The sequence below is a fragment of the Mediterraneibacter glycyrrhizinilyticus genome, assembly GCF_015560805.1.
Lineage (GTDB): Bacteria > Bacillota > Clostridia > Lachnospirales > Lachnospiraceae > Schaedlerella > Schaedlerella glycyrrhizinilytica_A.
The window spans coordinates 48792-61531 of sequence record NZ_JADMSO010000002.1 but is presented as its reverse complement, the minus strand read 5'-3'; the positions used below and the strand labels follow the sequence as shown (position 1 = coordinate 61531).

At 47.7% G+C, this 12740-nt stretch carries 9 protein-coding genes; all 9 read right to left on the bottom strand.

Annotated features, from left to right (window positions below; genetic code table 11):
• Positions 1 to 91: 91 nt before the first annotated feature.
• On the bottom strand, positions 92 to 1507 hold the full coding sequence (locus tag I2H87_RS02355) for an aminopeptidase (RefSeq protein WP_195609236.1): 1416 nt from the start codon (positions 1505 to 1507) through the stop codon (positions 92 to 94).
• Positions 1508 to 1594: 87 nt separating this feature from the next.
• Positions 1595 to 2980, bottom strand: a complete 1386-nt coding sequence (locus I2H87_RS02350) for an aminopeptidase (protein ID WP_009267852.1) — start codon at positions 2978 to 2980, stop codon at positions 1595 to 1597.
• Position 2981: 1 nt separating this feature from the next.
• The gene (locus tag I2H87_RS02345) at positions 2982 to 4382 is read right to left on the bottom strand and encodes a glycine--tRNA ligase (RefSeq protein ID WP_009267853.1); all 1401 of its coding nucleotides are present in this window, start codon (positions 4380 to 4382) and stop codon (positions 2982 to 2984) included.
• A gap of 121 nt (positions 4383 to 4503) precedes the next feature.
• Positions 4504 to 5253: a DNA repair protein RecO gene (recO, locus tag I2H87_RS02340; protein ID WP_009267854.1), complete on the bottom strand. Its 750-nt coding sequence runs from the start codon at positions 5251 to 5253 to the stop codon at positions 4504 to 4506.
• A 258-nt stretch (positions 5254 to 5511) separates the two neighbouring features.
• Entirely contained in the window at positions 5512 to 6411 is a 900-nt protein-coding gene (gene era, locus I2H87_RS02335) for a GTPase Era (RefSeq protein ID WP_009267856.1), read from the bottom strand.
• An 18-nt stretch (positions 6412 to 6429) separates the two neighbouring features.
• Positions 6430 to 9363 carry an insulinase family protein gene (locus I2H87_RS02330; RefSeq protein ID WP_195609235.1) on the bottom strand — a complete coding sequence of 978 codons (2934 nt, stop codon included), beginning with the start codon at positions 9361 to 9363 and terminating at the stop codon, positions 6430 to 6432.
• A 157-nt stretch (positions 9364 to 9520) separates the two neighbouring features.
• Positions 9521 to 9898, bottom strand: coding sequence for a DUF1667 domain-containing protein (locus I2H87_RS02325; protein ID WP_009267858.1), 378 nt, complete (start codon positions 9896 to 9898; stop codon positions 9521 to 9523).
• A gap of 17 nt (positions 9899 to 9915) precedes the next feature.
• Positions 9916 to 11190, bottom strand: coding sequence for an NAD(P)/FAD-dependent oxidoreductase (locus tag I2H87_RS02320; protein ID WP_117550972.1), 1275 nt, complete (start codon positions 11188 to 11190; stop codon positions 9916 to 9918).
• Complete coding sequence (locus tag I2H87_RS02315; RefSeq protein ID WP_054703170.1) at positions 11187 to 12686, bottom strand: NAD(P)/FAD-dependent oxidoreductase; 1500 nt, start codon at positions 12684 to 12686, stop codon at positions 11187 to 11189. Before I2H87_RS02315 ends, I2H87_RS02320 begins: the two co-directional genes overlap by 4 nt.
• Positions 12687 to 12740: the final 54 nt, after the last annotated feature.

Here is a 12740-nt window from a genome sequence, read left to right as displayed (position 1 = left end):
TCTAAAGGTTTTGCTGTTTCCCGTCAAGCGATTTAACCCCAAATTTGCCAGAATTGTACAAATTTTGCCATCGCCTCCATCCCTGCTCCGATCACACTTCCTGATAAAACGCACGATACGCTTTCACAGTCTCAAATAAATCGGCTTTGCTGAGCACTTCCCACGGTGCATGCATGCCCAAAACCGCCGGTCCGCAGTCGATCACATCCATCCCATATTCCGCAAGAATGTATGCGATCGTTCCGCCGCCTCCTCTGTCTACCGCCCCCAGTTCCGCTGTCTGATACACCACACCGGCTTCGTCCATGATCCGGCGCAGTTTTGCCATATATTCGGCACTGGCGTCGTTTCCTCCTGCCTTTCCTCCGCTCCCGCTGTATTTGCAGAACACAACGCCCTCCGAAAGATACGCGGCATTTTTCTTTTCAAAATAGGTCTCATATAACGGATCATATGCAGCGCTGACATCCGCGGAAAGCATCTGCGAATTCTGCAGAACATGTCGCAGTCTCCGATCTGTCGCTCTCTTTTGTCCCTTGTTTCCGTTTCGCTCTTTGTCTTGACTGATCGCAAGCTTCTCCAAAACATCCGCCGCTGTATTTTCAAAAAACCGGGAATGCATTCCGGTCGCTCCCCGGCTTCCTGTCTCTTCTTTGTCCGCCAGAATACAGCAGCATGTATGTTCTAACTGCGTCTCCGATGATTCCAGAAGCGCCAAAAGCGCCGCGTACGCGCAGCTTCTGTCATCCTGTCCATACGCGAGGATCATGCTGCCGTCCAAACCGCAGTCTCTCGCATTTCCTGCCGGAACGACTTCCAGTTCCGCAGAAAGAAAGTCTTCCTCCCCGATCTGATACTTCTGCATAAGAAGCTGCCGGATATATTCGACTGCCCTCCCACTCTTTTCCGCGCGATTCCCGATCAGAAGATCCAGTTTCTCAGCGTCGATAAATTCTCGTACCTTTTTCTCAAGCAGATCTTTCCCGAGATGCGGGAGCAGATCCGTGATCACAAAAACCGGATCTTCTTCTTTTTCTCCGATCTGTACCAATGTTTTCGTCCCGTCTTTGTGTACGACCACGCCATGCAGAGCCAGTGGCAGAGATAGCCACTGATACTTCTTGATTCCTCCGTAATAATGGGTGTCCAGATACACTTGGTTGGATTCTTCATAAAGCGGAACCTGTTTGACATCCAACCGCGGCGAATCCACATGCGCCCCGATGATCCGAAATGCTGCTGATGCAGTTCCTTGCAAATCCGTTCCTATCTGAAAAAATACCGCGGTCTTGGAGCTGTGCACCGCATATACTTTGTCTCCCGGTTTGATCTGCCTGCATTCCGACAATTTCCGATACCCTTTTTTCTTTGCCAGCCGCACCGCCTCTTTGATACATTCCCGCTCGGTTTTCCCGGCATCCAAAAAACGGCGATATCCGGAACAAAGTTCCTCAATCGCCGTTTCCTCTTCTTTTTTATACAACGTCCATGCCTGTCTCCGTTTCATAATAAGTCCCTCCCTTTGCTTTTCACATCCACGATCGATCGGATAGTCTTATTATGATTCTGCCGGTCACAAACTATGCGTGACTTTTTATTTCATGTCTTTTAAAAATGCGCAGTAACCGCGGTACGCCTCATAGACATCCGCCTTGCTGGAGATTTCCCACGGCGCATGCATACAAAGAACTGCAACGCCGCCGTCGATCACCTCCATACCGTACTGTGCCAGGATATATGCGATCGTTCCGCCGCCGCCCGCATCTACTTTTCCGAGTTCTGCCATCTGGAAATGTACCTCATGTGCATCAAATACATTTCTCAGCTTTGCAATATACTCCGCATTGGCGTCATTGGATCCGCTTTTTCCTCGGGATCCTGTATGCTTACAGAAAACCGGTCCCTTTCCAAAGAAACTTGTGGATTTCTTATCGTAAACCTCTGTATACATCGGATCATACGCCGCACTGACATCCGAAGAGATCATCGTAGAGCGCGCCAATGTCCGGCGAAGTTTCAGCTCTGAAAATCCGCCCAGTTTTTCATATAAATCCGCAACCGCATTTTCAAAGAAACGGGAGTGCATACCGGTTGCGCCCACACTTCCGATCTCTTCTTTATCAACCAGAATACAGCAGGAGGTCCGACTCACCGTCTCTACATCCAGCATCGCCGCAAGAGACGTATACGCGCAGATACGATCGTCCTGCCCATACGCCATCACCATACTGCGGTCCAGTCCACAGTCTCTTGCCTTTCCTGCCGGAACAACCTCCAGTTCCGCAGACATCAGATCTTCTCTTTCTATATGGTATGTATCTGCCAAAAGCTTCATGATCTGCGCTGCAACCGCCTCTTTTTCCTCACCTGCAAGCGGTCTGCTTCCGATCAGGATATCCAGATTCTCACCCTCCACGACTGCGGAAGCTTTCTTCTCCATCTGTTTGGAGGATAAATGCACAAGAAGATCTGTCACCGCAAATACCGGATCCTCTTCCTTTTCCCCGATGGATACGACTTCTTTCGTTCCGTCTTTGCGCACGATCACACCGTGGATGCCAAGCGGGATCGTCACCCACTGGTATTTCTTGATCCCGCCGTAATAATGGGTATCAAAATATGCAAATCCACTGTCCTCATACAACGGATTCTGTTTCAAATCCAGACGAGGGGAATCGATGTGCGCGCCTAAGATGTTCATTCCCTGTTCCAACGGTTCGCTTCCCACATGGAACAACGCGATGGACTTCTCCATCCAGGTCGCATACACTTTATCGCCGGCTTTCACCGCATCCATACTGTACAGATCACGATAGCCTGCCGCTTCCGCCTGACGCACAATCTCCGTCACACACTCCCGCTCCGTCTTTCCGGCATCCAGAAATGCTTTGTACGCTTCGTTCAATTTCTCTAATTCCTGTAACTGGGTATCATCATAGATTTCCCACAGATTCCATTCTTTCTGTTCTGCTTTTTCCATCTTAAAATCTCATCTTCTCTTCCAAATATGATTTCAGATCTTCGATCTTGATTCTTTCCTGCTGCATCGTATCACGGTCGCGCACTGTTACTGCACCGTCTTCCTCAGACTCAAAGTCGTAAGTTACGCAGAACGGCGTTCCGATCTCATCCTGACGGCGGTAACGTTTTCCGATATTTCCGCGGTCATCAAATTCACAGTTGTAATATTTACTCAGTTCCGCATAAATCTTCTCCGCACCTTCGTTGAGCTTTTTAGAAAGTGGAAGAATACCTACTTTTACCGGGGCAAGCACCGGATGGAAATGAAGCACGGTACGCATATCCGGTTTCTCTTCGGTTCCGATATTCTCCTCATCGTATGCGCTGCAAAGGAATGCAAGTACCATACGATCCGCTCCCAGTGACGGTTCAATTACATATGGAATGTATTTCTCTTTCTTCTCATCGTCAAAATAGGTCAGATCCTGTTTGGATACTTCCATATGCTGTGACAAATCGTAATTGGTACGGTCTGCGATTCCCCAGAGTTCTCCCCATCCGAACGGGAACAGGAACTCCACGTCTGTCGTCGCTTTACTGTAAAACGAAAGTTCTTCCTGATCGTGGTCACGGTAACGGATCTCGTCATCTTTCATTCCCAGCGCATGCAGCCAGTCAAGGCAGAACTGTTTCCAGTATGCAAACCATTCCAGATCGGTATCCGGCTCACAGAAGAATTCCAGCTCCATCTGTTCAAACTCTCTTGTACGGAACGTAAAGTTACCCGGTGTGATCTCATTACGGAATGATTTACCGATCTGAGCGATGCCAAACGGGATCTTCTTTCTCGAAGTTCTCTGTACGTTCTTAAAGTTTACAAAAATTCCCTGCGCCGTCTCCGGACGAAGATATACTGTATTCTTCGCATCTTCCGTAACGCCCTGGAATGTCTTGAACATCAGGTTGAACTGACGGATATCTGTAAAATTATGTTTGCCGCAAGACGGGCATGGAATCTGATGTTCTTCGATAAATGCAGTCATCTCCTCCTGAGACCACGCATCCACCGCACCCTCGATCTCGATTCCTTTTTCCGCACAGTAATCTTCGATCAGCTTATCAGCACGGAAACGCTCATGACATTCCTTACAATCCATCAGCGGATCGGAAAATCCGCCCAGATGTCCGGAAGCCACCCATGTCTGCGGATTCATCAGGATCGCACAGTCCACACCGACATTGTACGGAGACTCCTGCACGAACTTCTGCCACCATGCTTTTTTTACATTATTCTTTAATTCCACGCCAAGATTGCCGTAATCCCATGTATTCGCAAGACCTCCGTAAATCTCAGATCCCGGATACACAAATCCTCTTGATTTTGCAAGAGCTACAATCTTTTCCATCGTCTTTTCAGCCATAGTTTCTGTTCCTCACATTTCTTTTCACATTTCTTTTTCTTGAACTCGGTTTTCCCTGTTTCTTGAACTCAATTTCTCCCTAATTATAGCCGTTCCCGGTGCGTTTGTAAAGGCGAAAAACTTATTCCAGACCAACCAGCGTCTCCAGTATTTCCAGCGATTTAAACCGTTTATCCACATATACGTCCGTATACCGCTTCATCACCCGCGCCAATTCTTCCAACACGTTTTCTTTTACTACAAACGTATACAGTTTTTCGATCTGGCTGCTCTCTATATATTGCATACTATACAACGTGGACTGGTTCAGACAAATGCCGTCGATCACATCTTTTCCACAATCCGGACAGACAAGTCCTCCCTTTTTCACACTGAACACAAGCTGACCTTTTGTTTTCCCACAGGAAATGCACTGAAATACCTGCGGTCCCTCCCCGTTAATGCAGAGCGCGCGCAGTTCAAATATGTACCGGATCAGCCGGTTCGGAATATGCGGATTGGTCAGCGCCCGCAGTGTCTGATAAAGCAGTTTGAGCATCTCTCGCTCATCATTTGCCTCTTTCGTATAATAAGACGTAAATTCCAGAAAATAAAATCCGTAACAGGCGCCCTCCATATCTTCCCGCAATTCCGAAAAATAGTTGGATATCTTCGCCGACTGGACCGTATAGGAAGACCGCCCCGCATACACGGTGAACTCACCAAAAGAAAAGGGGTTCACAGCTGCAACAAGCGGACTGTTCGGTCTTCTCGCCCCCCTTGCAAACGCTGAGATCTTCCCCTGTTCTTTCGTCAATATCACAACTCTTCTGTCATATTCTCCAACCGGTGCTGCCTGAAGCACCAGCCCCGTCAATACGATCTGATTCAACTCGTTTCCCTCTGTCCTGTCTGTTTTTCCCGCATGGAGATATCTCGCCCGTCTCTCTTTTATAATCAAGATAATCTGCCACGCTTCCGCTCTTCATAAACTGTTCCCAATATCGCTGTTCCATCCGTCCACCTCTTCCTCTGTATAAGATCGACAAAGCTTTGCCGCTGTCGTGACAAAGCCTTGTTTTCTTTACTATTAGGTTTTCCGGTTCGGTTCCAGCTATACTACACAAATTCTGCCAGTATGCGGTTGTCGTTACATTTCATCCTCATGGTAACCAAAGTTTTTCATAAGGAAATCACTGTCTCTCCAGTTCTTCTGTACTTTTACCCAAAGTTTCAGATTTACCTTGCAGTCCAAAAGCCGCTCGATCTCATAGCGCGCCGTACTGCCGATTTTTTTCAGCATACCGCCCTGTTTTCCGATGATGATCCCTTTATGGGAATCCCGCTCGCAAATGATCGTCGCGTCAATATGCATCACTTTATTCTGCATTTTCATCCGGTCGATCGCAACTGCGATCCCGTGCGGAATCTCCTCCTGAAGACAATGCAACGCTTTTTCACGGATCAGTTCCGCCACGATCTGACGTTCCGGCTGATCCGTGATCGTATCTTCGTCATAGAACTGCGGTCCATACGGCAGATACTGCATGATCACCCGCACCAATTCATCGCTGTTCTCTCCGCTTCTCGCAGAAACCGGAACGATCTCCGCAAAATCATACTCCGTGCGGTATGTGTCGATAAACGTTAAAATTTCTTCCCGTTTCACCATATCGATCTTGTTGATCACAAGGATCACCGGCGTTTTCACCTTTTTCAGCTGTTCAATGATATGCCGCTCTCCTGCTCCGATAAAGTTCGTCGGTTCCACAAGCCAGAGCACCACATCCACTTCGTTCAGCGAACGTTCCGCGATATTGACCATATATTCGCCGAGTTTGTTTTTTGCCTTATGGATGCCCGGCGTATCCACAAAAACGATCTGTCCTTCCTCTGTTGTCAGAACCGTCTGGATCCGGTTTCTAGTTGTCTGCGGTTTATTGGACGTGATCGCGATCTTCTGCCCGATCAGCTGATTCATGAGCGTAGATTTTCCCACGTTCGGACGTCCGATCAATGTCACAAATCCGGACTTAAAATTTTCTTTCATCCCGTTTTCTCCTTTGTCTTAAAACAATGTTCTGACTTCGCCGAATAATGCTTTTTGTTCCTCGATCTTTTCCTCACTTCCGATCACACAGAGCTGATCCGCCGCAAGCATCGCCGCAACAACATCCGCAAGCGCACGGATTTCTTCCTGTCCGGCATTTAAGATCTCTTCCCGTTCCTTTCTGATCATCTCTTCCGTCACATGATTCATATAGAGATTCATGGAACGCGTGCCCTTTGCCGACGGATTCATCGGTCGGTCGATATTGCTGATCGTTCCGATGATATATTTATTCATATCCCGGTCATCCGCCTCGAAATTACGCAGATACTCAGTTACTTTTTCGTATACATCGATCGTTTTCTCCAGATTCGGATCACGGTAGGAGATCAGATACCCCTCTCCGATCCTGTTAAAGTTGCACATGCATCCATACGCGCCGCCTTTGACACGGATATTCTGCCACAGGTAATCATAACTTAAGATCACTTTCAAAATATGAAGCGCTCCGCTGTACGCTGCGCCTCCGTCAATGAAATTACCGGTCCGCGCCACATACTGTACTTTCGAGGACGTCTTAAATCCCTCATTTCGCTTTACGCAGTGTAAAATGCAGCGGTTTTCCTGCTCATCGCCGTCCGTTCTCTCAAACAGTCCGTTTTTGAACGTCTCCATTTCTTTTTCAACCGCATCCAGCCCCTCCGGCGCCGCCGTGTAACTGATCATCAGATTGTCTGCCCGGAAAATCCGTGCCGCAAGTTCTTTCAGATTCGCGATCAGTTCTTCCTTTTTCTCCTCAAAATGTTCTTCGATCTCTTTTACCGCTTCATAGTAGCCGATTCCATCGGTATCATCTTTGAACTTGGACAACGGAGACGAATAAGACAATGCTCTCAATGCCGCCGTCGTATGTCCGGAGGAAAGGAAGCTCATCTGCAGCCGGGATTTCAGCATCGAAAGAATCTCTTTTAAACGCTTTTCATCTTCCAGCTTGGACTCTGTAAGAATCTCGCGCATCATTTTGAACAATACATCCATCTTCGGATATAATGCCTTTCCTTTCATCTCAAACGTCGCCCGGAATTCTTTTTCTTTTACCTTTGTCACATCCGGATATAACTCCAGCGATGTGCCGATCCCTCCGGTATGAACGTTGATCTCATTGAACAATTCCCCATATTCATAATGTGTCGTGTCAATGATCCCAAGTACTGCCTGAAGCATTCCCACATACGGAAGTTTCTCTTCCGGAACTCCTGACAGATCGAACAACAGCGTCACATATCCAATACCGTTTGTCTCCACATTGTGATAAACCATGGGGATCCCGCCACACACCCGTTCTTCATTACAGATCGGTGCGATCTCTCTGGAAATATCTTCCCGTCCAAGCACCGGAATCTTTTCCATATCTTCTCTTGCATCTTCACTTTCCTGATATACGATCAGTTCCGCCGTATCCCGGGCAAGCTTTTCCACCTCGTCCGGAGAAAGTCCTGCTTTATACGTCTGCAGTTTTTCATCCAGTTCCCGGTCCATCCGCGCGGTTCTTCCTCTCTCCGGTTTTACGATCACCATAGATCCGTGGGGATTGTCAAGAATCCATTTCTGGATCAGATCTTCAAAATACCGCGTGCCGATCTGCTCTTTCAAGAATGCAAATGTCGGGATCGCCTGCATATGGATAAACGGTTTCTTTTCATCGTACAGCCAGCTGTCAAACAGATCCAGCCCGTACATCAGACCTTTCGGGTAATTTCCGAAATCCGCTTCCCGGAACCGGAACTCATGATAATTAATTCCCGCTTCCAGCGCTTTCCGATCGATTCCATCCTCCACGATCTTACGCAATGTATCTTCGATCACCTGCACAAACTGTTCTTTCTGCTGCGGCTCCGCATTTTTCGCGATGATGGAAAAGATCGGCTGATAAATCCCGTTGTCGTAAGATCCCATGATATCTTTGCCGATCCCCGCATCCATCAACGCTTTTTTCAGCGGCGCCCCCGGCGCGGATAACAGCGCATAATCCAAGATCTGGAATGCCTGATAAAGCTTTTCATCCAGACTGGTTGCGATCACTTTATTGTAGGAAAGATAGGTATTCTCTTCCTCCGTCTCCTCACTGGAGATAGAATACGTCTTTTCTACTTCGATCATCTTATCAAATGGTTTCTGAAAACAGATCTCAGAGTCCACTTCTGCCGCGTCAAATTCACACAGATAATTTTCATCCAGCCATTTCAGTTTTTCTTCCATATCCATATCGCCGTACAGGTAAATGTAACTGTTGGACGGATGATAATATTTCCGATGAAAATCCAAAAACTGTTCGTATGTCAGGTTCGGAATCTCTTCCGGATCTCCTCCTGACTCATACGCATAGGACGTATCCGGGAACAGGGAATTTAAGATCACACGGTCCAGCACGCCCTCCGGAGACGAAAATGCTCCTTTCATCTCATTATAAACGACTCCGTTGTATTCCAATTTGCCGTCCGGCTCATCCAGTTTGTAACTCCATCCCTCCTGCCGGAAAATCTCGTCGTGCTGATAAATATTCGGATAGAATACCGCATCCATGTAAACATGCATCAGATTCTGGAAATCTTTGTCATTACAGCTCGCCACCGGATATACGGTCTTGTCCGGATACGTCATCGCATTTAAAAAAGTGTTCAACGATCCTTTGACAAGCTCCACAAACGGATCCTTAACCGGGAAATCTCTCGAACCGCAGAGCACGGAATGTTCCATGATATGCGGAACTCCGGTACTGTCTGACGGCGGCGTCCGAAATCCGATCGTAAAGACTTTATTCTCATCATCATTTTCCATCAAAAGGACACGGGCGCCGCTTTTTTTATGTTTTAATAAATAGCCTTTTGACTTCAGATCCGGCAGATCTTCCGTCAAAACAACTTCATATGCATTCAGATCAAAAATACTCATTGCTGTTCCTCTCTTTTTCTTATTCTCTTCCAGCCGTCAGTTTTCAACCATACGCAGTTCGTGCATTCACTGACTGGCAGAATATTTGCACGGTATATTATAGCATCTTCGGCAGAGCATGGAAAGCAAAAAAGCTCGCTTTTTCAATCGTCCTTTTTCAATCGGCTTTTCCGACTGACCGCACCTCTTTTGTAGCTACGATATCGACTCCGGTACCTGCCACATCCGATATGATCACATCTCCGATACCTATCGGCGCACTCACTTCAACACCTGTCAGTGCTTTCATACATTCAAATATTTTCCCTTTCGGAATATCCTCTTTTGTCTTCACAGGCACAAGCAGCTCTGCTCCGCCTCTGACTTTCACGGTCGAAGTCACGATCCGGGTCGGATCCGTCACTTCTTTCCGCGCATAACGCTCGCCTCTCGGACAGGTATTTCCGGTCACCGATACGACGTTTTCTCCATTCATTTCCACCGTCACCGGACAGCCCATCGGACAACCGATACAAATCAATTCCTTTCGTTCCATCCTCGATCCCTCCCTTTCTATTCTTCAATCCGAATGATCAGTTCATGCCCGCTTCCGTCTGTACATTCTGGCGGCTGCTCAAACCATTCTTTTTTCAAAATAACTTGTTCCATCTCTCCGGGAGCCACGACCGGACGTTTTCTGGAAATGATCTGCTCTCCATCTAAAAATGCACAGATCCGGCAATTTTTATACACTTTTCCCACACGAAAACGTACGATCTGTTTCTCCTCCATCCGTTCCGGATCGATCCGTGACGGAACGGTATAGCGTACTCCGTTCTCTGCTTTTATAGGAATCGAGATCCCGCTCTTCATTCGTTCGTTTTTTACATAGCATGCGGCATTTTTTCCGGCGGTTGCTGCTTCTTCCGACACAAAATCCACCAGATCATGCACATGCAGTACATTTCCGCAGGCAAACACGCCGTCCAAATTGGTTTCCAGACTTTCATCCACAACCGGACCGGAAGTCACGTTGCTCAACGCAATACCCATCTGTGCGGACAATTCATTTTCCGGAATCAGACCGACTGAGAGCAGCAAAGTATCACATTCGTAAAATTCTTCGGTTCCGGGAATCGGTCGGTTCGTCTCATCGACTTCTGCCAGCACGATCCCCTCCACCCGCTCTTTTCCTTTGATATCGATCACCGTATGACTCAGTTTCAACGGAATATCATAATCATCCAAACACTGTACGATATTTCGCTTTAACCCGCCGGAATAAGGCATCAGTTCCGCCACGACTTTCACTTCCGCCCCCTCCAGTGTCATGCGGCGCGCCATGATCAGACCGATGTCTCCCGATCCGAGGATCACCACTTTTCTGCCCGGCATAAATCCCTCTTTGTTGACCAGCCGCTGGGCAGTTCCCGCCGAATAAATCCCCGCCGGACGGTATCCCGGAATATTCAGCGCTCCCCGCGCCCTTTCGCGGCATCCCATTGCCAGGATCAGCGCCTTTGCCCGGATCTGATACATTCCATCCCGGCGGCTCATCGCCGTTACAACCTTATCACTGCTGATCTCAACTACCATTGTGTTCAAACGATATTCGATTCCAAGTTCCTCAACTTGTTTCATAAACCGCGCCGCATATTCCGGTCCGGTCAGCTCTTCCTGAAATGTATGCAGACCAAATCCGTTATGAATACATTGATTTAAAATTCCTCCCAGTTCCTTATCCCGCTCCAGGATCACAATGCTTTCCTCTCCCTGTTTTCTCGCGGAAACCGCCGCTGCCAAACCGGCCGGACCTCCGCCGATAATGACAATATCATATGTTTTCATTCCGCATCCTCCCCCTGATAAATCTCTTTGCTGTGTCCGGTGATCAGTTTGGAACCGCCGCCCGACTTTGTCAGTTCTTCCATCGGTACTTTCAATTCTCTCGAAAGAATTTCCATTGTCCGCGGAGAACAAAAACCGGACTGACACCTTCCCATTCCTGCGCGTGTTCGTCTTTTTATGCCGTCTAATGACTTCGCGCCGAGCGGTCGGTGGATCGCATCCAAAATTTCCCCCTCCGAAATCATTTCACACCTGCAGATCATATTTCCATATGCGGGATTTTTCTGGATCAGTTCATTATGTTCTTCCAGAGAAAGCCGAGACGGATCCAAAATCCCTTTCCGTGTCCCCTGAAAATTCGGATCCTCTTTCAGATCCATCTTTTCTTTCAAAATTCCTGCCACCATCTTACCGATTGCCGGCGCACTTGTAAGTCCCGGCGATTCAATTCCGGCGCAGTCAATAAATCCCGGTACATCCTCCAATTCCCCGATTAGAAATTCATGTCCCTCTTCATGCGCACGCAGTCCCGCAAAGCTCGTGATCACGCTGCGAAGAGGAATATTTTTCACACAATTTCCTGATTTTTCCCGGATTTCCGCCAATCCGTCTGCTGTCGTGTAATTGCCCTCTTTATCATCCAAGTCCGTCGCAGTCGGTCCTACAAGCAGATTTCCGTGGACAGTCTGGCTGACCAATACACCTTTTCCATACTTCCCCGGAAGTGCAAAAATGGTTCGGCTCACATGTTTTCCTGCACTTTTATCCAACAGGAAATACTCTCCTTTCCGTGGTGTGATCTTAATTTTCTTTTCACTCACCATATTATGAAATCTGTCTGCATAAACCCCCGCCGCATTTACGATATATTTCGCTTCAAATGTCCCTCTGGATGTCTTGATCTGAAATCCCGCTTTTTCATTTTCCGACAGTTCAGAAGTTCCTGGATGTTCAGCCAATCTCATCCGTTCAATTGTTTCCACTTTCGTATCGAAAAAGAAAGAGACGCCGTTCACTGCCGCATTTTCTGCCATCGCGATGTTCAGACCGAACGGACAGACGATCCCCGCTGTCGGCGCATAAAGTACCGCAACCGTATCCTCGGAAAGATTCGGTTCCATCGCAAGCGCTTCTTCTTTCCCGAGGATCTGCAGATTTTCTACGCCATTTTTGATCCCTCTCTTCTGAAGCGCTTCCAATTTCGGAATATTTTCCTCCTCAGTACAGACTACAAACGAACCGGTTCGTGCAAATGAGAAATCTAGTTCTTTTGAAAGTGATTCCATCATCTTGTTTCCCTGAACATTCAGCTTTGCCATCAGACTTCCCGGCTCTGCATCGTATCCCGCATGGACGATCCCGCTGTTTGCCTTGGAAGTTCCGCAGCAGACATCCTCTTCTTTTTCAAGTACGCAAACATTCACCTGATATCGTGACAGTTCCCGTGCGATCGACGATCCGGACACACCTGCTCCGATAATCACTACATCATACATATCATTTCCTCCTTGTATCAGCCAAAGCGAAAAAAGACCGACAGAAAAAACGTA